Annotated in this window: 15 protein-coding genes and 1 pseudogene; 7 read left to right on the top strand and 9 right to left on the bottom strand. The window is 72.5% G+C overall.

Features of this window, described 5'->3' with window-relative positions; all coding sequences use genetic code 11:
- A complete protein-coding gene (xdhC, locus tag ACFY8U_RS02135) occupies positions 1-810 on the top strand; it encodes a xanthine dehydrogenase accessory protein XdhC (protein WP_389564449.1) in 810 nt (269 codons plus the stop codon).
- 55 nt (positions 811-865) lie between these two features.
- On the opposite strand, the gene ACFY8U_RS02130 is transcribed toward xdhC, so the two are convergent.
- The 5 genes from ACFY8U_RS02130 to ACFY8U_RS02110 form a co-directional block, all read right to left on the bottom strand.
- A complete protein-coding gene (locus tag ACFY8U_RS02130; protein WP_389564446.1) occupies positions 866-1729 on the bottom strand; it encodes a carbohydrate ABC transporter permease in 864 nt (287 codons plus the stop codon).
- The gene (locus tag ACFY8U_RS02125; RefSeq protein ID WP_389564443.1) at positions 1726-3087 is read right to left on the bottom strand and encodes an ABC transporter permease subunit; all 1362 of its coding nucleotides are present in this window, start codon (positions 3085-3087) and stop codon (positions 1726-1728) included. Before ACFY8U_RS02125 ends, ACFY8U_RS02130 begins: the two co-directional genes overlap by 4 nt.
- A 10-nt stretch (positions 3088-3097) precedes the next feature.
- Entirely contained in the window at positions 3098-4420 is a 1323-nt protein-coding gene (locus ACFY8U_RS02120) for an ABC transporter substrate-binding protein (protein ID WP_389564440.1), read from the bottom strand.
- A complete protein-coding gene (locus tag ACFY8U_RS02115; protein WP_361755945.1) occupies positions 4417-6072 on the bottom strand; it encodes a glycoside hydrolase family 13 protein in 1656 nt (551 codons plus the stop codon). The genes ACFY8U_RS02120 and ACFY8U_RS02115 overlap by 4 nt, the downstream gene beginning before the upstream one ends.
- Positions 6073-6328: 256 nt before the next feature.
- Positions 6329-7603, bottom strand: coding sequence for an ABC transporter substrate-binding protein (locus ACFY8U_RS02110; RefSeq protein WP_389564438.1), 1275 nt, complete (start codon positions 7601-7603; stop codon positions 6329-6331).
- 123 nt (positions 7604-7726) lie between these two features.
- On the opposite strand from ACFY8U_RS02110, the gene ACFY8U_RS02105 reads away from it, so the two are divergent.
- The 5 genes from ACFY8U_RS02105 (at position 7727) to ACFY8U_RS02085 (ending at position 14729) form a co-directional block, all read left to right on the top strand.
- Positions 7727-8242, top strand: coding sequence for a PadR family transcriptional regulator (locus ACFY8U_RS02105; RefSeq protein WP_361596036.1), 516 nt, complete (start codon positions 7727-7729; stop codon positions 8240-8242).
- A complete protein-coding gene (locus ACFY8U_RS02100) occupies positions 8239-8994 on the top strand; it encodes an ABC transporter ATP-binding protein (RefSeq protein ID WP_361755951.1) in 756 nt (251 codons plus the stop codon). The genes ACFY8U_RS02105 and ACFY8U_RS02100 overlap by 4 nt, the downstream gene beginning before the upstream one ends.
- A 3-nt stretch (positions 8995-8997) precedes the next feature.
- Positions 8998-11286: an FtsX-like permease family protein gene (locus ACFY8U_RS02095; protein WP_389564435.1), complete on the top strand. Its 2289-nt coding sequence runs from the start codon at positions 8998-9000 to the stop codon at positions 11284-11286.
- Positions 11287-11696: 410 nt separating this feature from the next.
- Positions 11697-13217 carry a catalase gene (locus ACFY8U_RS02090; RefSeq protein ID WP_389564430.1) on the top strand — a complete coding sequence of 507 codons (1521 nt, stop codon included), beginning with the start codon at positions 11697-11699 and terminating at the stop codon, positions 13215-13217.
- A gap of 48 nt (positions 13218-13265) precedes the next feature.
- Positions 13266-14729, top strand: coding sequence for an MFS transporter (locus ACFY8U_RS02085; protein ID WP_389564427.1), 1464 nt, complete (start codon positions 13266-13268; stop codon positions 14727-14729).
- A gap of 49 nt (positions 14730-14778) precedes the next feature.
- On the opposite strand, the gene ACFY8U_RS02080 is transcribed toward ACFY8U_RS02085, so the two are convergent.
- From ACFY8U_RS02080 to ACFY8U_RS02065, 4 genes are all read right to left on the bottom strand, one after another.
- Positions 14779-15540, bottom strand: a complete 762-nt coding sequence (locus tag ACFY8U_RS02080) for a hypothetical protein (protein ID WP_361431394.1) — start codon at positions 15538-15540, stop codon at positions 14779-14781.
- Between the two features lie 256 nt (positions 15541-15796).
- Positions 15797-16066 carry a hypothetical protein gene (locus ACFY8U_RS02075; protein WP_389564423.1) on the bottom strand — a complete coding sequence of 90 codons (270 nt, stop codon included), beginning with the start codon at positions 16064-16066 and terminating at the stop codon, positions 15797-15799.
- Positions 16067-16402: 336 nt separating this feature from the next.
- The gene (locus ACFY8U_RS02070; RefSeq protein ID WP_389564422.1) at positions 16403-19342 is read right to left on the bottom strand and encodes a poly(A) polymerase; all 2940 of its coding nucleotides are present in this window, start codon (positions 19340-19342) and stop codon (positions 16403-16405) included.
- Positions 19342-21132, bottom strand: a complete 1791-nt coding sequence (locus tag ACFY8U_RS02065) for an RNA ligase family protein (protein WP_389564419.1) — start codon at positions 21130-21132, stop codon at positions 19342-19344. Before ACFY8U_RS02065 ends, ACFY8U_RS02070 begins: the two co-directional genes overlap by 1 nt.
- Positions 21133-21316: 184 nt before the next feature.
- Between ACFY8U_RS02065 and ACFY8U_RS02060 the strand changes: the two are divergent.
- A pseudogene (locus ACFY8U_RS02060) lies at positions 21317-22084 on the top strand (DUF817 domain-containing protein); the annotation flags it as partial.
- Between the last annotated feature and the right edge of the window lie 185 nt (positions 22085-22269).

Raw genomic sequence — 22269 nt, 5'->3', positions numbered from 1 at the left:
ATGACGTGGTTCGCCGCGGTCGCGCGGCTGCGGGCACGCAGGGAGGCCGGCGTGCTCGTGACCGTCGCGACCGTGCGGGGCCACGCCCCCCGCGACGCCGGTGCGAAACTCGTCGTGGGGCAGACCGAGACGTGGGGGTCGATCGGTGGCGGCAATGTCGAGGCCGTGGCGATCGACCGGGCCCGGGAGATGATCGTCGCGAGCAAGCCGGAGCCCGAGCTGATCGATTTCGCGCTGAACGACAAGGTGACCAACCAGCACGGCGTGCAGTGCTGCGGCGGCACGGTCTCCGTACTGCTCGAACCGCTGCCGGTCGTACGGGCGGTGGCGATCTTCGGCTTCGGGCACGTCGGGATGGAGCTGGCGCGCATCCTGGCACGTCAGGACCTCGACCTCCATCTGGTCGACAGCCGCGCGGACATCCTCACCAAGGAGCGGCTCGACGTACTGGCGGACGCGGTGGCACAGGTGCATGTGCACCACACGCCGCTCCTGCCCGAGGAGGTCCTGGAGGAGCTGCCGCACGGCACCCACATCCTGGTCATGACCCATGACCACGCCGAGGACGCCGCCCTGTGCGACGCCGCGCTGCGCTCACCCCATCTCGGCTCCATCGGACTGATCGGGTCGGCGGCCAAATGGGCGCGGTTCCGCCGACGCCTCTCCATCGAGGGCGGTCACGCCGAGACCACCATCGATCGGATCAAGACGCCGATCGGGCTGGCCGACATCACCGGCAAGGAGCCCGCGACCATCGCCGTGAGCGTCGCCGCCGATCTGCTGCGCATGTTCGAGACCGAGGGGCTCTGACGCTTCCACCGGACGGACCGGGGCCCCACGCCGCGTGGGGCCCCGGTCCGTACCGTCACTTCACCGAACCCGCCATCACCCCCTGCACGAAGTGACGCTGGAAGGCGAAGAAGACGACCACCGGCACGATCAGGGAGAGGAACGCACCGGGCGCCAGGACGTCGATGTTGCTGCCGAACTGCCGTACCTGGGACTGGAGTTCCACGGTCAGCGGCTGCGAGGAGCTGTCGGCGAAGAGCAGCGCCACCAGCATGTCGTTCCACACCCACAGGAACTGGAAGATCGCCAGGCTGGCGATCGCCGGGCGGCCCACCGGCAGCACCAGCTGCGTCAGGATCCGCCACTCGCCGCCGCCGTCCATCCGCGCGGCCTCCAGCATCTCGCGCGGGATGTCGGCGAAGTAGTTGCGCAGCAGGAACACGGCGAACGGCAGCCCGTAGGCGACGTGGAAGAGCACGACGCCAGGGATCGTGCCGAACAGCCCCAGCTGTCCGAACAGCTTCGCCACCGGCAGCAGACCCACCTGCACCGGTACCACAAGGAGCGCCACCACGCCCAGGAAGATCCAGTCCCGGCCGGGGAACTCCAGCCACGCGAAGGCGTATCCGGCGAGGGCCGCCACGACGACGACCAGGACGGTCGTCGGCACCGAGATCAGCACCGTGTTCCAGAAGGCGCGTGTGATGCCCGCGTTGCCCAGCAGCGCCGTGTAGTTCTCCAGAGACAGCTGCCCGGGGCCGGTCAGCGCCGTCCACCAGCCGCTCGACGCGTTGTCGCTCGCCGAGCGCAGTGAGGACAGCAGCAGTCCGGCGACCGGGGTCACCCAGATCAGGCCGACCACGGTCAGGAACGCCTGGACCAGACCGTTGCCCAGCCAGCGGCGCAGCCGGCCGCCCGGCTTCGTCGCGGTCGCACTCATCGCTGACTCCTACGGAAGCGGCGGACGTTGAAGACCATCGCGGGGATCACCAGCAGCAGGAGCAGCACACCGAGCGCGCTGCCGAGCCCCTGGTCGTTGCCTCCGCCGAAGGACACCAGCCACATCTGGGTGGCCAGCACGGTGGCGTCCTCCTGCACCGGCCCCGGCGCGATGATGTAGATGAGGTCGAAGACCTTCATCACGTTGATCACCAGCGTCACGAAGACGACGGTCAGCACGGGGGCGAGGAGCGGCACGGTGATCCGGCGGAACACCTGCCACTCGTTGGCCCCGTCCATCCGTGCCGCCTCCAGCGTGTCGCGAGGCAGGGAGGACAGTCCCGCGCCGATGAGCACCATCGCGAAGCCGGTCCAGATCCACAGGTACGCACCGATGATCGCTGGTGTGACCAGGGCGGGGCCGAGCCAGGAGACGCCCTCGTACGGCGGCGCGAAGTTCTCCGCCGGCAGCCGGACCGTGTACGCGCCGGCCCCGAGACCGGTGAAGCGGAACGACCCGTCGGCCGCGGTGACCGTGGTCGCGACGGCCCGCCCGTCGCGGACCGCCTCGACCGTCATGCCCGGCAGCCCCCGCTCCGCGGGGTCGATCGCGCCGGGCCGGCCCCCGCCGCCGGGTGTGAAGTCCAGGTACACGGCGCCGGCCACGTCCCCCGCGCCGGCCTTGCCGACGGCCGCCTGCTCGGCGTCGGCGGGCAGCTCCTTGGGCGGCACGCCGACGAGGCCGAGGGCGACGCTCTGCCCCGGGGAGAGGGCGTCGGCCGTCCCGTACGAGCCGTCGGGCGCCTTCTCCAGCCCTTGACCTTCGCGGGCTCGGGCCGCCGGGTACGACGAGGAACCCTGGAACGCGTCGTGCACGCCGACCACCGCGGCGTTCAGCACCCCCTTGTCGGGGTCCTCCTCGTACGCGAGGCGGAAGATGATGCCCGCCGCCAGGAAGGAGACCGCCATCGGCATGAACAGCAGCAGCTTGAACGCGGTGGCCCAGCGGACCTTCTCCACCAGGACCGCCAGGATCAGCCCAAGACCCGTCAGCAGCGTCGGCGCGACGACCACCCAGACGGCGCTGTTGCGGATCGCGGTCAGGGTGGCCGGGTCGCTGAACATCTCCGTGTAGTTGTCGCCGCCGACGAACCGGGTGCCGGACGCGTCGAAGAAGCTGCGACCCACGGAGAACAGCACCGGATACACGACCAGCGCGCCGAGCAGGAGCAGCGCGGGCAGCACGAACGCCACGGCGACGATCCGCCGTCGGCGCCTGGCCCGGTCCCGCGGGTTCCCGGACCGCGAGCCGCCTTTCGTGGAGGCCAGCGGGGGCGGTGGAGCGGTGACTGTGGTCATGACGGCCGCCTCAGCCCTTGTACGCCTTGGCCGCCGCGCCCTCCAGCGCCGCGGCCGTGGCGGCCGGGTTCGACGGGTCGCGCAGGAAGTCCTGGAGGATCTTCCACTCGCCCACGCCCTTGGTGCCGCCGAACGCGGCAGGCGCCTGGTCCGACATGTCGAAGCGCACCGAATCCCCGGCGTCTATCAGCGACTTGGCGGTCTCGCGCAGAGTGTCGTCGCCGTACGCCGCGAGGTCGAGCTTCTTGTTCGGCGACAGGAAGCCGCCCGCCTCGGCCCACACGGCCGCCGCCTCCGGCGTCGCGAGGTACTCCAGGAACGCCATGGCGGCCTTCTGGTTCTTGCCGTCCTTCAGGACCACGGCCGCGTCACCGCCGCTGACCACAGGCGCCTTGCCGCCCTCGACCGCCGGGAAGGGGAAGAACGTGGCGTCCTCGCCGATCTTCCTGCCGAACTGGTCCTTGGCGACGCCGGCGACGAAGTCCCCCTCGTACACCATCGCCGCCTCGGGCTCCGGCCCGAAGACCTTCTCGACCGAGCCGGGGAAGTCGGTGCCGAGCGCGCCCTTCTGGCCGCCCGCCACCAGCTTCTTGTCCGAGAAGAGGGTGCCGAGGGTGGTCAGCGCCTTGACCACGGTCGGGTCGGTCCACGCGATCTCGTGCTTGGCGAGCTGGTCGTACTTCTCGGGGCCGGCCTGGGAGAGATAGATGTTCTCGAACCAGTCGGTCAGCGTCCAGCCGTCCTCACCGGCGACCGCGAATGCCGGCAGGCCCGAGTCGGAGACCGTCTGCCCGCTCCTGAGCATCTCCTCGTACGTCTTCGGCGGCTTCACGCCCGCCTGGTCGAGGGCCTCCGGGCTGTACCAGACGGTCGACTTGTGGGCGGCCTTGAAGTACAGGCCGTAGAGGGCGCCGTCGACGGAGCCGTAGTTCTTCCACACCGGCGCGTAGTTGGTGTCGACGGCCTTCGCCGCGGTCTCCGACAGCGGCTTGAGCCACTTCTGCCGGGCGAACTGCTGGAGCACGCCGACCTGCGGGACCATGACCACGTCGGGGGCGTTCCCGCCCTCGATCTTGCTGCCGACGACGGTGGAGACGTTGTCGCCGGTGGACACGAACCGGGTCTTGGCGCCGGTCTTCTCGGTGAAGGCGTCCAGCACCTTCTGGAAGTTCTTCTGCTCGGCGCCCGACCAGACCCCGGCCACATCGAGGGTCTGGCCGGACAGCTCCTTGCCGCCGCCACCGGCGCTCACCGGTCCGCCGCCGCACGCGGTGGCGGCGAGCGCCAGGGTCAGCGCGGAGCAGCAGGCCGTCGTCATCCGTCGCAGGGTCATCGCAGTTCCTCCAGAGTCGTGTCGTCACTGATCCACCAGGCGGCGGTGGACCCGGGCAGTACGGCGGTCGGGCACGGTCCGCTGGACAGCAGCGGGGCGCCGGAGACCGGTGCGGGCACCGGAGCGGTGCCGAAGTTGACGGCGCAGACGAGTCCGTCGCCGCGCCGGAAGGCCAGCACGCCGGGCGGCGCCTCCAGCCAGCGCAAGGTGCCCTCGCCCAGCTGCGGCAGTCCGTGCCGCAGCTGGAGACCCTCGCGGTACAGGTGCCAGACCGAGCGGGTGTCGGCGAGCGCCCGGTCGGTGGCGTGCTCGGCGAACCATCCGGGCTGCGGCAGCCACGGCTTGGCGCTCTCCGCCCCGGTGCTGAAGCCGAACGGGGAGGCGTGTCCGGACCAGGGCAGCGGCACGCGGCAGCCGTCGCGGATCCGGGCCCGGCTGCCGGTGCGCCGGAATATCGGGTCGGTGAGCACCTCGTCCGGGAGGTCCACGACCTCCGGCAGGCCCAGCTCCTCGCCCTGGTAGATGTACGCGGCGCCGGGCAGGGCCAGCATCAGCAGGGCGGCGGCGCGCGCCCGGGCGGCCCCGAGTCCGCTGCCCTCGGTGCCGGACTCGCCGTAACGGGTCACCGTGCGCACCTGGTCGTGGTTGTTGAGCACCCAGGTGACGGTGGAGCCGGTGCCCGCGATGTCGCGCATCGCCTCGTCGATCACCTTGCGGAAGGAGTCGGCGTCCCAGGGCGCGCCGAGCAGGTCGAAGAAGAACGCCTGGTGCAGCTCGTCGGGCCGGACGTACAGGGCGTGTTCGCGGGCGGTCGGTACGGACACCTCGCCGACCAGCAGCCGCTCCTGCCCGTCGAGGGCCGTGTACTCCTCGCACACCGACCGCCAGTGACGCCACACGTCGTGCACCTCGGGCTGGTTCCAGGCGAGCGGGTTGACCGAGTCACGGGTACGGGCGTCGGCCTCCGGGTCGGGGGAGTCCGGCAGGTCGGGGTGCTTGAACAGGCCCGCCGCCACGTCGATGCGGAAGCCGTCGACGCCCCGGTCCAGCCAGAAGCGCAGGACGTGGTCGAAATGGGCGCCGACCTCGGGGTTGCGCCAGTTCAGGTCCGGCTGCTCGGGCGTGAACATGTGCAGGTACCACTGGCCGGGCGTGCCGTCCGGCTCGGTGACCCGGCTCCAGGCCGGTCCGCCGAACATGGCGTGCCAGTTGTTGGGCGGGGCGTCGCCGTCCGGACCGCGCCCCTCGGCGAAGTGGAAGCGGGCCCGGGCCTCACTGCCGGGCCCGGCCGCGAGGGCCTCGCGGAACCAGGCGTGCTCGCTGGAGCAGTGGTTGGGGACGATGTCCAGCAGCACCTTGACGCCCAGCCGATGTGCGTCCGCGACCATCAGGCCGAATTCGGCGAGGTCGCCGAAGACGGGGTCCACGTCGCAGTAGTCGGCGACGTCGTAGCCGTGGTCGTGCTGCGGCGACGGGTAGAAGGGGCTGAGCCAGATCCCGTCGACCCCGAGCTTCTTCAGGTACGGCAATCCGGCCCGGACACCGGCGAGGTCGCCGATCCCGTCGCCGGTGCTGTCCAGAAAACTGCGGACGTACACCTGGTAGATCACCGCGTCGCGCCACCAGTGACGGCGGCCTGGGGCTGTGAGCATCACCCGTTGACCTGTATTTCTGCGTGAAGGGGTGCACGCCACCCAGAGCGGGTAGCGGTTATGCATGCATGTTAAGTAGGTATGACGAGAGGGTGTCAACGAAGCTGCCAAGGATCGAAGTCAGTTGGGGTGAAATGCCCTGGTTTGCGCCCACGGTCAAGGCATGCCGGTCCGCATGCTGATACCTAACGGGTAAGTAGGGGGCGCAGAAGTGAAGGCGAGAGAGCGCCGAAGAGGGACAGCCCCGGGTGACGAGTCAGCGGCGACGGGCTATGGCCGCCAGCTCGTCCGCGAGCCGGCGCACCGCGGCCTCGGGCGTCTGGTGCTGCGTCATCGCGTCGTGCGCCACCGCCTGCACCGCGAGGCTCACCTGCTCGTAGTGCGGGCTCTTGGGACGCGGCGCGGCCGCGAGCACGCTCGCCCGCAGCGTGGGCAGATAGGGGAAGCGCGCCACCAGCGCCGGATCCTCGTACAGCGCGCTCCGCACGGGCGGCAGGGCCCCCTCGGTCAGGACACGGCGCTGCACCGGTTCGCTCGTGAGGTACGCGATCAGATCGCGCGCCGACTCGGGATGCCGGGCCCGGCTGCTGACGGCCAGATTGGAGCCGCCCAGCACGCTCGCGCCAGGCCCCGCCGGGCCCGGCAGCGGCACGGCGCCGAACTTCCCCGCGACCCTCGACTGCGCGCCGGAGGCGCCGGCGTACGCGTAGGGCCAGTTCCGCAGGAAGAGCAGCCGGCCGTCCTGGAAGGCCTGCCGGGACTCCTCCTCCTTGTACGTCAGGGCTTCCCGAGGTATCCAGCCGTCCCGTACACCCCGGGCGAGGAACCCCAGCCCGGAGCGGGCGGCCGCCGAGTCGACCGTGACCCGCTCGCCCTCGTCACCGAGGATGGTCCCGCCCGCCGAGTACACCGCCTCGGCGGCGTTGACCGTCAGCCCCTCGTACGGCAGGAACTGACCCGCGTAACCGCCCAGGCCGTACTTCGGGGCGACGGTGCGGGCCTGCCGCTCCAGCTCCGCCCAGGTCCGTGGCGGGCGCTGCCCCTCACGGTCGAGCACGTCCTTGCGGTAGAAGAGCATCCCGGCGTTGGTCACGTACGGGACGGCGTACAGCCGTCCGTCGTACGTCGCGGTGTCCACCACCGGAGGCAGGAAGCTCTCCAAGGGGAACCGCCCGCGCTCCAGGGGAGCGATCCAGCCGGCCGCGGCGAACTCCGACGTCCACGCGACATCGATGTTGAGCAGATCGAACCTGCCCCCGCCCGACTTCAGATCCGTGATCATCTGGGCCCGGGTCTCGTCGGCCGAATCCGGCAGCTCGACCACGGTGACGCGCTCGGCCGGGTGCGCGCGGTTCCAGCCCTCCAGGACACGTGCGAGATAGCCGGTGAGATCACCGGCGGTCGCCAGCGTCATCGGGCCGCGGCCACCCGCCCGCTCCGCTCCGCCCGAGGGGGCTCCGGAGGCCATGTAGCCCGTCAGGACCACCGCGAGAGCCAGGAGACCCCTACCCGCGGCCCGCATCCACCGCATAGGTTCCTCCCAGGGCGCCGCGCCGTACACCTTCGTCCAGCAACAGGGCATGTATACCCGTTAGGCATGGGCGATACTAGAGCCCTCACCACACCGGGAGCACGCCAAGGGAGGACAGTACGGGTGCGCCATCCCCTCCTCGCGCTCCTGGCCAGGGGCCCCGCCCACGGCTACGAGCTGAAGCAGGACCTTGAGCAACTGCTGGGCGCCGCGTACCCTCCCACCAACGTCGGGCAGATCTATGTCACGCTCGGCCGCCTCGAGAAGTCCGGGCTGATCGAGGGCGAGGAGATCGCCCAGGAGAGCCGCCCCAACAAGAAGATCTACCGCCTCACCGAAGCCGGGCAGGAAGCACTGCGCGCCTGGTTTGACGAGACGGCGGACGAGCCGCGGGTACGGGACGAGTTCTTCATGAAGCTCGCCCTCGCCCCGCGCACGGGCCTCGCCGACCAGATCGCCCTCATCAACAAGCAGCGACGCGAATACCTCACCACCATGCGCAACCTGTCCAAGCTGGCCGCCGCCGAAGACCGGGACAACCGCATAGCCCACCTGCTGATCGAAGGCGCCATGCTGCACCTCCAGGCCGACCTCGACTGGCTGGAGCGCTGCCAGGAGGAGCTGGAGGAGCTGCGATGACCGACTCCGCCGTACCCGTGCCGCTGCTGCGCGCCGACGGCCTCGTCAAGACCCACCACGGCGAGGGCGCTCCCGCCCACGCGGTGCGCGGCGTCGACCTGACCGTGCGGCGCGGGGAGTTCGTCGCGGTCACCGGGCCCTCCGGTGCGGGCAAGTCCACCCTGCTGCACCTGCTCGGCGGCCTCCACCGTCCGGACAGCGGCTCGCTCCTGCTGGACGGCGAGAGCACCGACGGCTGGACCGAGGCCCGCTGGGCGGTGGAACGGCGCCGCCGCATCGGCATCGTCTTCCAGTTCTTCAACCTCGTCTCCAACCTCAGCGTCGCCGACAACGTCGAACTGCCCGCGCTGCTGGCCGGAACCTCCGCCAAGCGGGCCCGCGCCGAACGCGAGAGGCTCCTCGCCGAGCTCGGCCTCGACAGCAAGGCCCGCAGCATGCCCGGCGAGCTGTCCGGCGGCGAACAGCAGCGCGTGGCCCTCGCCCGTGCGCTGGTCAACCAGCCACGGCTGCTCCTCGCCGACGAACCCGCCGGAAGCCTCGACAGCAAGGGCACCCGCGAAGTGATGCGGCAGCTCGCCCGCTTCCACCAGCAAGGCCAGACCATCGTGCTCGTCACCCACGACGCCCGGCTCGCCAGCGCCGCGGACCGGGTGATCAGCTTCTTCGACGGGCGAATAGCCGACGACGCCGATCTGAGTGGCACCCCGCCGCGCGGCAACGGCCTCGCCGGCGTACTCGAACTGAAGGACTGACCCGTGCGGGCCATGCTGCGCTGGGCGCACGCCGATCTGCGCACCCACCGGGGCGAGGCGCTGTTCATGGTCGCCGCGACCGCCGGAATCGTCGCCTCGCTGCTCCTGGCCACGGCGCTCTTCGGCTACGCCACCAACCCCTGGCAGCGGGTCTTCACCCAGTCGCGCGGCGCCCATGTGTGGATCCACACCGGCCCCACCGCCGACACCGGCGCCCTCGCGGCCCTCGACGGGGTGGAGCGGATATCCGGCCCCTACCGCACCGCGGGCGACACCGTCGCCTCGCGCGGCACACGCGCCCGCATCGAACTGCGCGCCGCAGCCGTCGAACCCCCGGCCACCGGCCGCCCCCTGCTGACGTCGGGCCGCTGGCTCGACGGCACCGTCCCGGACGGTGTCGTCCTGGAATCCAGCCTCGCCCGTGCGCTGTGGGCCGTACCGGGCGACCGGCTGACCCTGCCGACCGGCCGGACCCTGACCGTCCTCGGCGTCGCCGACAGCGCCGAGCCCCGCTACAGCCCCGGTGAACGGCCCGGCACCGTCTGGGCCCTGCCGCGCACGGTGCCCGCCGAACGCGAGGGCGGCCAGGTCGTCGGACTGCGCCTGGCGGACCCGGACGACACCGACTACGTCGTCCAGCGCGCCGTCACCGTGCTCGGCGCCGGTGCCGTCACCGACGTCGGCACCTGGCAGCAGGGCCGCTCCGAGGCCCAGGGCGACACCCGGCTGCTCGGCCAGGTCCTCGGCCTGTTCGGTCTCGGAGCGCTGATCGCCGCGGCCCTCGCGGTGTTCGGCGCCATCAGCACCCGGGTCCGTGGCCACCTTCGGGACATCTCCGTCCTCAAGGCCATCGGGTTCACCCCTGGCCAGGTCGTGCGTGTCTTCCTCGTCCAGCACCTGGCCTTCGCCGTGCTGGGAGCGACCCTCGCCACGGCGGCGGTGCAGGCGCTCGGCACCCACCTGCCCGGCCGGCTCGGCGATGCCGTCGGCGTCTGGCAAGGGCTCCAGGGGCACACGGCGGCGCTGCTCGCGGTGCCCGTCGCGGCGGTGCTGTTCATCGGCGTGGCGACCTGCCTCGCCGCTTGGCGGGCCGGGCGAGTGGAGCCCGTACCCGTCGTCCCCGCCGCCGCCGCGCCGGGCAGAGGACTGTCCCGCGCCGCCCGGGGTGCGCTCGCACTGCGCACACCGGCGACCCTGGTTCTCGGCTGGCACCGGGCCTTCGGCAGAGGACGGCGCGCCCCGTCCACCATCGTCCGCCTCGCCCTGCCGCTGCTGCTGATCACCGTGGCGCTGAGCGCCTGGACCACCGTCGAACGGTTCGACAGCCGGCCCGAGCGGCTCGGCCACGCCGCCGCGCTCACCGCCCGCCCCGACGCGACGCTCGGCGACCGCGAGGCCGCCGCGCTGCTGGCGGCCAACGACGGCATCGACGCGGCCCACCCGGGGCTCGAAGTCGCCGCCCTGGTTCCCGGCCAGACCGGCACCATCGCGCTGCGTGGTCTCGGCACCCGCGTCGATCCCTACCCGTACACGGTCGCCGAGGGCCGGCCCATCGACGGACCGGACGAGGCCGTCGCCGGCCAGGGCCTCCTCGACCTGCTGGACGTACGCGTTGGAGACTGGGTGCGAGTCACCGTCGGTGGCCACCCGCAGGTGCTGCACCTCGTCGGCCGCAGCATCGAGCCGGAGAACGGCGGCCGGGTCATCTCCACCTCGCTCGACACGCTGCGCGAGAACGACCCGTCCCTGAGCCCCACCCTCTACCAGCTCCGTCTGGAACCCGGCGCCGACCCGCGTGCCGTCCGCGCCGAACTGGCCGACGCGTCCGGTGGGCATCTCGACGTCCACGGGGTCACCTCCCCCGCCGACCGGTTCTCCGCTCTGCGCGGGGTCGTCGTCGGCCTGATCTCCGTCCTCGCCCTGATCGGCCTGACCGAACTGTCCACGGCGATCGGCGGCAGCATCCGCGACGGCGAACGCGACCTGCTGGCCCTGAAGGCCATCGGCCTCTCCCCACGCCAGATCACCGCCGTCACGGTGACGGCCATCGGTTGCACCGCGCTCGTCGCCGCCCTCGCAGCGACGGCCCTCGGCGTCCCCCTGGCCCACTGGCTGATCGACCACGAGGCCCACACCATCGGCATCGGCTCCGGCGTGGCCGAGGCCCCGCCCGCCGGTCACCTCGTGGCCATGAGCGCTGCCTCCGTCCTCGGCGCGATCGCCCTGACAGCCCTCCCCGCGGCCCGCGCGGCCCGCCGCCGCCTCGCGGACACCCTCAGCGCTGTCGCCTGACGTCCCCCACCGCGCGGGGCGGCGGGCCCCGGCGGTGGGGGAGGCGTCCGGCCTCCGGTGGTGGCTTCGGCCGAGACGGCCCAGGCTGGGAGGTGCGTCCGGGCGGCCAGGCCGCCCGGTGCCCGTAGGTCCGCCCGCACCCGGCGAGGAGGCCCATGCCGACCGCGCAGAGCACGCCCACCGCGACGGCAGGCGCAGCCGACGGTGGAGAAAGACGTTTACCGCGGCGACGGCGGGCGAGGCGACATGTCGAGACATGGGCAACGAGGGCGAGGTTCCCCGGGGAGGGGACATCTCGACGTCGTACGAGCCCCGACCGAACGGGCAGCAGCCCCTCGACGCCGGCCACGCGCCGACGTGCCACCGAGGGGCCGCGCCACCGCTCAGCTCGAGGAAAGGCAGATTGACCGATGACCGAGAGCCGACCCGCCACCACGACCGATTCCGGCGCCCCGGTCGAGAGTGACGAACACTCGCTCACCGTGGGCCCGGGCGGTCCGATCCTGCTGCAGGACGCCTATCTGATCGAGCAGATGGCACAGTTCAACCGGGAACGGATCCCGGAGCGCCAGCCCCACGCCAAGGGCAGCGGCGCGTTCGGCCACTTCGAGGTCACCCACGACATCAGCCGCTACACCAAGGCGGCCTTGTTCCAGCCGGGCACGCGCACCGAGCTCGTGGTCCGCTTCTCGACCGTCGCCGGTGAGCGCGGCAGCCCGGACACCTGGCGCGACCCGCGCGGCTTCGCGGTGAAGTTCTACACCAGCGAAGGCAACTACGACATGGTCGGCAACAACACGCCGGTGTTCTTCGTCAAGGACCCGATGAAGTTCCAGCACTTCATCCGCTCCCAGAAGCGGCGCGCGGACAACAACCTGCGCGACCACGACATGCAGTGGGACTTCTGGACCCTCTCCCCGGAGTCCGCCCACCAGGTCACCTGGCTCATGGGGGACCGGGGCATCCCGCGTACCTGGCGGCACATGAACGGATACACGTCCCACACGTACATGTGGATCAACGCGTCCGGCGAGCGGTTCTGGGTGAAGTACCACTTCAAGACCGACCAGGGCATCGAGTTCTTCACCCAGGACGAGGCCGACCAGATGGCGGCCGTCGACACCGACTACCACACGCGGGACCTCTTCGAGCACATCCGGGACGGGGAGTTCCCCTCCTGGACGCTGTACGTCCAGGTCATGCCGTACGAGGAGGCCGCGGGGTACCGGTTCAACCCGTTCGATCTGACCAAGGTGTGGCCGCACGGCGACTATCCCCTCATCCCGGTCGGGCGCATGACGCTCGACCGCAACCCGACCGACAACCACGCGGAGATCGAGCAGGCGGCCTTCCAGCCCAACAACCTGGTCCCCGGCATCGGGCCGAGCCCCGACCGGATGCTGCTGGCCAGGCTGTTCTCCTACGCGGACGCCCACCGCCACCGCATCGGCGCCAACTACCAGCAGCTGCCCGTGAACGCGCCGGTCGTCGACGTCCACACGTACTCGAAGGACGGGGCGATGGCCTACCGCAGGACGACCGATCCGGTCTACGCGCCGAACTCCAAGGGCGGCCCCGCCGCAGACACCGAGCGGTTCGGGTCCCCGCCCAGCTGGACGGCGGACGGTGAGATCACCCGGGCGGCGTACGTCTCCCATCCGGAGGACGACGACTGGGGACAGCCCGGCACGCTCGTGCGCGAGGTCATGGACGACGCGGCTCGCGACCGTCTGGTGGACAACGTGGTCGGCCATCTCCTCAACGGCGTCTCCGAGCCGGTCCTGGAGCGGGCCTTCGCGTACTGGACGAACATCGACGAGAAGATCGGCGAGCGCATCGCCCAAGGTGTACGCGACAAGGCCGACGAGAAGGACCCCAAGGCGGCCGAACAGAGCAACCCCGCACGGAGCGACATGCAGCGGAAGGCGTGAACCGAAGACAGCCGGCCGGGCGCGGTTCCGATCACCAGGAGTGCTGCCGTGGGACGCGTAGAGACTTCGCCGGACTCCGGCGGCCTCGGCCGGAACCGCGAGACGGCGACGCTGGTGCTCCTGTCGTTCGCCATGCTGATCGTCTCGCTCGACCAGTACATCGTGGTCGTGGCCCTTCCCGACATCGCGGGGGACCTCGGCTACTCCGCGCAGACGCTGCAGTCGGTCATCAGCGCCTACGCGGTGGCCTCGGCCGGCTTCCTCCTGTTCGGCGGACGGGCCGCGGACCTGCTCGGGCGACGCCGTGTCCTGGTCACCGGGCTGGCGCTCTACGCCGGGGCGGCGTTCGCGGGAGGGCTCGCGACCGGCCCCGAAGTGCTTCTGGCCGCCCGGGCGTTCCAGGGGCTCGGCGGAGCGCTGGTCTTCCCCACCACCCTGGCGCTCATCAACACCACCTTCGACGAAGGCCGTCCGCGCAACCGCGCCCTGGGGATCTGGGGCGGGGCGGGCGCGGCAGGTCTCGTCATCGGTGTGCTGCTCGGCGGTCTCCTGACGCAGCTCTTCGGCTGGGAGGCGGTCTTCTTCGTCAACGTCGCCCTGGCCGGCCCCGCGCTGCTGCTCGCCTTCGTCGTGATCCCCCGGGACGGTGAACGGGAGAAGGGCCGCACGTTCGACCTGCCGGGTGCGCTCAGCATCTCCCTCGGCGTCACCCTCGTCGTGTTCGCTCTCGTGCAGGGCCCGGGATCGGGCTGGCTCTCGCCGGTCATCCTGGTGAGCGCGACGGTGGGCGTCCTGCTGATCGGAGCCTTCACCGTCGTCGAGCGGCGGAGCCCCGACCCGCTGATGCCGCCCCGGCTGTTCTCCAACCCCAACCTGATCACCGGCGTTGTCATCGCCTTCATGTTCATGGCGACCTTCGGATCCGTGCTCTACTTCCTGTCCCTCTACTTCCAGGAGATCCTGGGCTACGACGCGTTGCGGACCGGCGTCGGCTTCCTCCTCCCGACGGCGGTGGTGGTGGCCGGCTCGACCGTCGCGGGCCGGCTCGTGACGCGGTTCGGACTCCGGCGGACCCTGTGCGCCGCCCTCGCCGTCGGTGCGCTCGGTGCGGTCGCGCTCGGCCTCGCGATCGCGCCGGACGGCACGTACGCGGAACTCGTCCCTGGTCTCGTGGCGCTCGGCGTCGGCGACGGGGTGGTCTTCACCACCATGTTCATCGCCGCCGCCACCGGCGTCCCCGACCGGCAGCAGGGCATCGCCTCCGGCATCGCCTCCACCGGCTCGGGCGTGGGCGCGGCCGTCGGCCTCGCCGTCCTCGTCCTGGTGTCGACCGCCGGCCTCGACGGCCTCTCCGGCGAAGAACTCCGCACCGCGACCGCCGACGGGATCCGCACCACGCTCTTCGTGGCCGCGGGCGGCATCGCGCTGACGTTCCTCTTCGCCGTGAGCCGGTGCCCGGCACCGCCCGAACCGGTACCCGCCCCCGTGCCGTACCAGACCCGCCGCTGCTGACGGCGTCCGGCTCGCGACGTGCGGTACCGCTTCCCTTCGTGATCCCTGATCAGACCGCGGTGGTGAGGAGGTCGCTCAAGGGCTGGGCGGAGTCCGTTCCGGAGTGGCCGAGGGGCGCGTCGAAGCTCCAGACGAGGAAGAGCAGGAAGACCACCAGCGCGCTGAAGGTGGTGGCGAGCAGGAGTTCGCGCGCCGAGCGGCGGATCTGCAGGGTGTAGAGCAGGCCGAGGGTGACCAGGGCGCCGGCGACGAGGCCGAACCAGAGCGCGGCGGGCAGGGTCGTGCCGGAGGTGTCCAGGCGCTGGTGGCGGGCGTCGTCCGCGGCCGCCACCTGGTCCAGGAGCGGCTGGTAGGCCTGGGCCTGGAGCTCGTCGGCCGGGGTGCGGTGAGCGATGTCGCTCCGGATGCGGCCCAGGAGCTCGGCGCCGGTGCCGTCGACGGGCGTGCCGTCCTTCAGGGCGGGCCATTCGGTGGTGACCGCGTGCCGGGCGTAGGCGTCGATGTGCCCCTTGATCTGCGTGCGGAACGCGGCCGGGTAGACGTCCAGGCGCTGATCGATCTCGTAGAGGGCCTGAGCCTCGCGCTGGACGGTGTCCTCGGCAGCCGTACGGGCTTCCCACACGCCGGCGATGGCCAGACCGAGCACGATGGCGTAGACGACGCCGACCATCATGACCATGTACTCCAGCACGTCCGGGGTCTCGGAGGTGTCCTCGTCGACGGCGACGCGACGGTGCCGCACGACGGTCGCCGTGACGACGAGAACGCAGACCAGGACTGAGGCCAGGGTGTAGACGAGCCATTCCGGCATTGCACAACTCCAGGACGAGCGAAGCGATGTGTACGGCATACGGGGAGCGGACGGGGGACCGGTCAGGGACCCGCCGGCCGGACGGGAAGCGGGCGGTCAGCCGCGGCCGCGGCGGCGGGACCCGGGTCGCAGGGCGGCCGCGGCCAGAACAGCCGGCAGGGTCACCACGACCGTGGACATGGTCATCGAGAGCTTGGCGGGCGCGGGACGGGACGGGCCGCCGGTGTAGTGCGAGCGTGGCACCCACCGGTAGGCCTCAGGCGCCTTCGCCGGGGGCGACGGCGCGGGGGCCGGGGTGGAGCCCGGCACCGGGGCCGCTGGCGTCGACTCCGGGCCGGGAGGCGGCGGTGCGGCGGGTGCCGGTGCCGCGGGTTCCGAGGCGGCTTCGGGCGGTGGCGAGAGCGCGGGCCCGGGCGGCTTCGGCGGCGTCGGCTCGGGGACCGCCGACGGGGGCGACGGTGGGGGAGCCGGCGCGGGCGGCGGGGACGTGTGCGGTGCGGGCAGTGGCGGGGACGGCGGCGTGCACGTGGGTGGGGTTTCGGGCGTCACATCGCCGTAGCCCATGTCGACCCACACGTCCGGGGTACAGACCACCAGGTGATCGCGGCCGGAGGAGTGATCCATGACGACGGTCACGTCGCCGTGGAGCGGCAGCGGGCACAGGGCCGCCGCAGCCCCGAGCCCGACACTGATCCAGCCACCCACTCGTCATTCCTCCCCGCGACGACCCGACGCCGTACACGCGCTCCGGGCGAAGGGGGCCGCCCTCGGACGCTGCCACTGCGGGTAACGATCATGGGCGTGGCCGGTCACGGACACCGGGCGTGCCGCCTGCCATCGGGGTGAACGGAGGGCGGACGGCCTACGGCGGGGCGTCGCCCGCGCGGGCGCCTCCGGGTCGGAGCGGCGTGGGCACCTCGCCTCCGGCGGCGTAGGTGAGGTCCACGCCGGGGAGGCCACGGGGCCAGGTGCGCGCCAGGGCTTCGACGGCAGCGGCGGGCGGCGGGGTGCGGCCCAGACCGATCGCGACATGGACGGTCCCGGGACCGCTGTCGTACGGGTGCGGCCAGGCGTGGATGTCGGGACCACCGGACGTCTCCAGCGCGCTCACCAGAGCCCGGATCCGCCCCCGTACGCGCCCCATCACCTCCTCGAACTCCACCGTGCCCCGTCGGCCCCGTACGGTCACCAGCGCCCAGGCGGCATGACGCCGGTGCAGCGGCGGAAGGTCCGGCGTGCCAGCGCGGACGTCGGCCTCCGCGTCCTCCCACGCCTCGTACAGCTCCTGGATCAGCAGGTCCCGGAACCCGGCGGACACCTGCGTGGTGCAGCTCCGCACAGGAGCGGAGGGGGTGAGGATCACGACAGGGTCGGACGAGTCGATGTCCTGTGCACGGCGGGTGGGGCCGGTACCTGACGCCCCCTCACCCGGCTCCAGGCCGATCGGGTGCTGCCAGTTCCAGGCGGCCCAGGTCGCGAGGAACTCGCGCCAGAGGGCATCCGGTCCGGCGTCCGGGGAGGGGGACCGGGCCACCACACGGGCGGCCAGAACCGTCCACGCCAGGCCGGGCAGACCGCCGTGCGGGGCGGAGTCCAGGCCCCGCACGCGGGACCAGGCCTTGACCCGCGTGGCCAGCTCCTCGAAGGCGGCGGTCCGCCCCGCCACCGCCGCGCGGACCGCCTCCGCGTCGCCGACGGCGCTCAGCGCGACCGCCGCCGACTCGCCCAGCTCCGCCCGGCGGGTCACCGCCTCGGCCGGGTCCAGACAGCCCGTGCCGACCAGCACCAGGTCCACGGCCAGACCGCCCACGGCGAACCGCAGACCCGGGACCCTGGCACCGACCACCTGCCGCAGTCCGGTCGCCTCGGGCAGTGCCGCGGCCAGGCGGGCGCCGACCGCCTCCGTGTCCACATTCCCGGGCAGGGCGGCGACGAGGTCCAGGTCGGCGCCGGGAAGCGCACAGCCCATCCGGCGGGATCCGACCACCTCCACTACCGCGTCGCCCAGGGCGCCGGCGACCCGCTCGGCGACCGCCGCCGCGAAGCCCGGTCCGTCGCCCGCCTCGTGGCCCGGGGCGGCCGGGTCCGGGCGCCAGCGGATCTCGCCGGTCCCCAGCGTCACCGTGGCCCGGACCCGCATCGGCTCCGGGCCGCGCCGGGACAGCAGCACCAACTCGCCGACCGTGCTCGCCGGCAGCCCGGCCAGTGCCTCGGCGCACTCGGCGGCGACGGCCGCCGGTTCGGCGGTGCGGCCCAGGCTGAGATGCGGGGTGAAGCCCGGGGCCCGGCCGCGGCAGCGCGGGAACCGCGCGGCCAGCGCGGCGTGCAGCTCCTGCCATGCCTGCTCGCCGCCCCCGGTGGGGTCCAGCCAGACCGTGGCGTCGTGCCGGTGCCCGAAGTCGTGCACCCCTGCCCACCGGACCGGGAAGGGCGCCGTCCCGGCCGCGACCCCGGCCACCAGAGCCGCCGCCCGCTCGAACTCCGCCTCCGGTACGAAGCCGAACAGCAGGTTCACATGGGGAGGCCACCGGTCGATCTGTGGGTCGTGCGCCTGCCGCAGCCGCTGGATCGCGGGCCACAGCACCTCGGGGGGCAGCCAGGCCAGCGCCGTACGGGGGGTCGGCGCCACGTCCACGACCTCGGTCGCCGCGACCGCCGGAGCGAGGTCCAGGTCGGCGCGGACCCCGAAGTGATCGGAGATGAACAGCCCGTCGGTATGCGGGACATCGCCGAGCAACCCGACTTCCGTCACCCGGCCGGTCCCGCGCAGCAGCACACGGTCCAGCCGCGAAGTCCGGCCGGTCAGCGACGACACCGCGGCCAGCGGGTTGACCGCCGGCGCGAAGGTCGGCGTCCGGTCGCCAGGACCGCGCGCCTCGGTCCAGGCATCCCGCAGCCCCAGTGCGGCGGCCGGGCCCTCCGGGCCGTCCCGCCCGTCGTTGAAGTCGCCGAGCAGCACCACGTCGCCGTCGGTGTCCGCCAGTCCCTTGGCCAGCTGGGCCAGTTCGGCCGCACGCCGGTCCGCCCCGCGGGCCGAGTGGTCGCTCGACAGATGCGTGCACGCCACCACCAGCGGGACGCCCTCCGCCTCCACCGCGATCGCCGTCACGGCCTTGTGCGGAGCGAGGGCGTGCACGCCCGCCTCGCTCACGGGCAGTCGGCTGAGCAGCAGAAGACCGAAGTCGTCCACGTCCCGCCCGCGGGGTTCAGCGCCCAGCGTGTAGCCGGAGCGCACCCAGTCGGCGGCCAGCACCATCTCCAGCAGGGCGGGTTCGACCTCCTGCAGCGCGATCACGTCGGCGTCGGCCTCGGCGAGCGCCTCCAGCAGCCGAGGCCGACGCAGCGCGGTGCCGATCAGCTCGGCGTCGTACCGGTCCCACAGGGTGTTCCACGTCAGCAACCGCACCCCGGAGCCGACCCGGGAGCCGGTCCCGTGCTGCCGCGGCACGACGGTGCCCGCCGTGGCCGGTACGGCCGGAGAGACCGGGCTCCATCGAGTCCCGTCCCAGGCGTGCGGTGTGCGCGCGGTGAAGAACGGGGCCCGCAACCGGCGCGGCGTCCGCATGCGTCCGGCCCCGGACTCCGCGACGCGGTCCAGGCCGCTCGCCCGGTCCCACACCAGCTCCCCGTCCGCCTCCACGAACAGCACACGGTGCCAGGGGACATCGCCCCCCGGTACGAAAGAGGTCAGCGGGATCCGCTTCGGATCCCGCCCGCGCTGGGCCACCCCCAGCAGAAACCGGGCCGGATCGAACCGCGGATCCCAGCGGACCTGGTGATAGATGGCCTCACTGGTACGCATCAGTCCCTCACACCCCACAGCTCCCGTTGGTCCAGGCCTCCGGCCCGGTCTTCGATCCCACCGTCCGGACCGGCGTACCAGGTCCGATGCGCCCGCCCCGGATACGGCGGGCTGTACCGCCGCAGCTGCCGGTCCAGCACCTCCGCCGGTACCGGATGCGGCCGGCAGGCGTTGCGCCGTACCAACTCGTCCTCCGCGACCAGCACCACGACCTGCGTGACCAGGGCGTTCCGCCGCCGTGCGACCGCCAGTACCGGATCTCGCTGCCGTTCGGTCAGCGAGGTGGCGTCCCACACCACCGTGCCGCCGTACGACAGCGCCGCGTCCAGTCGCTCCAGCCCGCGCCGGACCACCTCCGCGTTGGCGGACTGGTCCGAGCGATCACCACGCTCGGTCCTGAGGTCGTCCAGCGACACGCACACCGCGTGCGGAAACGTCCGCGCCAGGGTGCTCTTGCCGCTGCCGGAGGGCCCGACCAGCTGCACGAGCCGCGGGAACTCCCCGGAACGCCACCGCCACGTCGCGGCAACAGCTTCTTCCACCGTGCCGATCCGGCCCTCCGCGTACGCCTCCCGAGCCTGCGCCCAGCAGCGGTCCGCGGCCTCAGCCGTCACGTCCGCGCCGGCCAGGGCCTCCCGCAGCCCGGTCCGCAGCGGTTCCAGCGGGGCCGGACCGAGCAGCCCGGCGTCCTCCGCGTACAGCGAGGACCATTCCACCTGCTCCCGGCCGTCACGCGTCCGGCCTCCCGGCACGGACGCGGCCACCGCGTGAAGGACCCCGAGATCGGCCGCGGCCGTCATACGCAGCAGCCCGGCCCGACGCTCCGAGTCCGGGAAAGGAGCGTGGAGCCGAGGGTGCAGGCCGACGAGGTCGGCCACCCGCCGAGCCTGCGGTATCCCCAGCCTGCCCGCCAGCACGGGCCCCAACGAGCCGCGACGCCGGTCGTGCAGCAGTGCGGCCAGCACTCCGGTCAACCGTGCGTCCCCGGTGCGCCCCAGCACGTCCAAGCGCCCGGCGACCTCCCGTACGGCCTCCTCCGCAGCCACGGCCACCGGTCCACTGCTCACGGACAGCCGATCGGCACCCCCGTGCGCCGGACCGATCCCCACCGCGTCCAGCAGACCCGCCGGGTCGGGCGCGGCACCCGAGCGGACCGCCCACAGGGGCGCCGCCGGTCCGAGCCCGTTCTCCACCACGGCGGCGTACATCCAGTGCGCGTCGGTGCTCACGTGCCCGGCCCGCACCCACTTGGCCACCCGCCGGCCGAACTCGTCCCGGGCGAAGCCGGCGACGGTCCGCACCACATAGCCCTCCTGCCGGGAGAGATCCAGCCGCAGCCGGCGCAACGCCCGTTCGTCGAAGACGCCGCGCCACAGCACCCGCGGCGCCGGAACGCCCACGGCGCGCAGGAAGGCGACGGTGTCGTCCCAGTCCAGGCATCGATCGGAGTCGTCCCAGACCGAGAATCCGTAGAACCAGCTCTCCAGGTCGGCGTAGGCCAGTGAATGGCGGGCGTACACATTCTCCCCGCACACCCGCCAGCCCGCGGGTATGCCCGCGCCGATGCGCCCCTGAAGCCCCTTCACCCAGGCCCGGGAGGGGTGGTGGCCCGAGTCGAGAGAGCGCGCGTGCAGACCGTCCCGGTAGAGGGTGGTGTTCTCGCCGTCCATCTTCTCGGTGACCACGATCTCGCGGCCGGCGAAACCGGCGAGCCCCTCGGCCCTTACGTCGTCCGAGGTCGCACCGGGCGACCAGGGAAGGTGTGGGGTCCGGGGGTAGTGCGTACGCATGGTCGGAGACTCTATGGACCGTCGCGACGGTCGATCCACCGGTTAATCGACAGGCGGGCGGGGCGGCCCGGCGGCAGCCGGCCCGGCAACGCCTTCGAAAGCCGGCCGGGTCCGCACGCGACGTTCCGGGAGGTCCGACGGAACCGACGGAACCAAGGGCCGCCGGCCGGCAGTCTGCTCGGGCATGACCTTCCAGCGGATCGCCCACGGGTGCGCGCAGTTCTGGCGCTTCGGGCTCGACCAGGTGCGCGCCGTCGCCTTCGCCGTCGCCCTCGTCGGCGGCATCGGCGCCTCGCGGCTGCTGCCCGGCGACCTGCCGGTCGCGCGCTACGACCTGCTGCTGCTCTACGGCGTGGCCTTGACGGTCCTGGCCCGCAAGGTCGGCTGGGACGGTCCGCGGGACACCGCCGTGATTCTGGGCTGCCACGTCGTGGGGCTGCTCTTCGAGCTCGTCAAAGTGCGCATGGGCTCGTGGAGCTATCCGGAGGACGCCCTCTCCAAGGTCGCGGGAGTTCCTCTCTACGGCGGATTCCTCTACAGCGCCGTGGGCAGCTACTGCTGCCGGGCGTGGAAGATCATGGATCTGTCGCTGTCCGGGTACCGGCCGCGCCTGATGGCCGTCCTCGCGGCCGCGGTGTACGTCAACTTCTTCACCCACCACTGGCTGCCGGACGCGCGTTTGCTGTTGGCCCTCCTGCTGCTCGGCGCGATGGCCGGTACCTGGGTCCACTTCACGGTGGGCTCCTCGCGCCCGCGGATGCCCTTGGCCCTGGCCTTCGCGCTGATCGGGTTCTTCCTCTGGGTCGCGGAGAACGCGGCCACCTACGCCGGTGCCTGGAGCTACCCCCACCAGCTCGACGGCTGGCAACCCGTACCCCTCACCAAGTTCGGAGCCTGGGCCCTCCTGATCAGCGTCACCTTCGTCCTGGTGGCGCGGACCAGGGGTACGCGCGACCGGCGCGACCGGGCGGTCCCCGGCGGCGGGGCGACGGGGAGTACCGCGGGAAAGGGCCGGGTCCGGTGGGTTCTGCGGGACACCGATCGTGCGTCACGCGTGCGGCGGCCGCCGACGCCACCCCCTACTGTGACTGGTTCGGCCGTGAAGCCTCGGGCGCCCCGGCGGCGCCTGTCGAAGCG

It is taken from the genome of Streptomyces sp. NPDC012508 (genome assembly GCF_042902595.1).
In the GTDB taxonomy this organism is placed as follows: Bacteria; Actinomycetota; Actinomycetes; order Streptomycetales; family Streptomycetaceae; genus Streptomyces.
Note: the sequence above shows the minus strand (reverse complement) of the source record. Positions and strands in the feature narration are given on the sequence as shown.

Coding starts and splice junctions, on each gene's coding strand:
- xdhC (WP_389564449.1), top strand. CDS start 1: ATGACGTGGTTCGCCGCGGTCGCGCGGCTGCGGGCACGCAGGGAGGCC.
- ACFY8U_RS02130 (WP_389564446.1), bottom strand. CDS start 1,729: ATGAGTGCGACCGCGACGAAGCCGGGCGGCCGGCTGCGCCGCTGGCTG.
- ACFY8U_RS02125 (WP_389564443.1), bottom strand. CDS start 3,087: ATGACCACAGTCACCGCTCCACCGCCCCCGCTGGCCTCCACGAAAGGC.
- ACFY8U_RS02120 (WP_389564440.1), bottom strand. CDS start 4,420: ATGACCCTGCGACGGATGACGACGGCCTGCTGCTCCGCGCTGACCCTG.
- ACFY8U_RS02115 (WP_361755945.1), bottom strand. CDS start 6,072: ATGCTCACAGCCCCAGGCCGCCGTCACTGGTGGCGCGACGCGGTGATC.
- ACFY8U_RS02110 (WP_389564438.1), bottom strand. CDS start 7,603: ATGCGGTGGATGCGGGCCGCGGGTAGGGGTCTCCTGGCTCTCGCGGTG.
- ACFY8U_RS02100 (WP_361755951.1), top strand. CDS start 8,239: ATGACCGACTCCGCCGTACCCGTGCCGCTGCTGCGCGCCGACGGCCTC.
- ACFY8U_RS02090 (WP_389564430.1), top strand. CDS start 11,697: ATGACCGAGAGCCGACCCGCCACCACGACCGATTCCGGCGCCCCGGTC.
- ACFY8U_RS02080 (WP_361431394.1), bottom strand. CDS start 15,540: ATGCCGGAATGGCTCGTCTACACCCTGGCCTCAGTCCTGGTCTGCGTT.
- ACFY8U_RS02070 (WP_389564422.1), bottom strand. CDS start 19,342: ATGCGTACCAGTGAGGCCATCTATCACCAGGTCCGCTGGGATCCGCGG.
- ACFY8U_RS02065 (WP_389564419.1), bottom strand. CDS start 21,132: ATGCGTACGCACTACCCCCGGACCCCACACCTTCCCTGGTCGCCCGGT.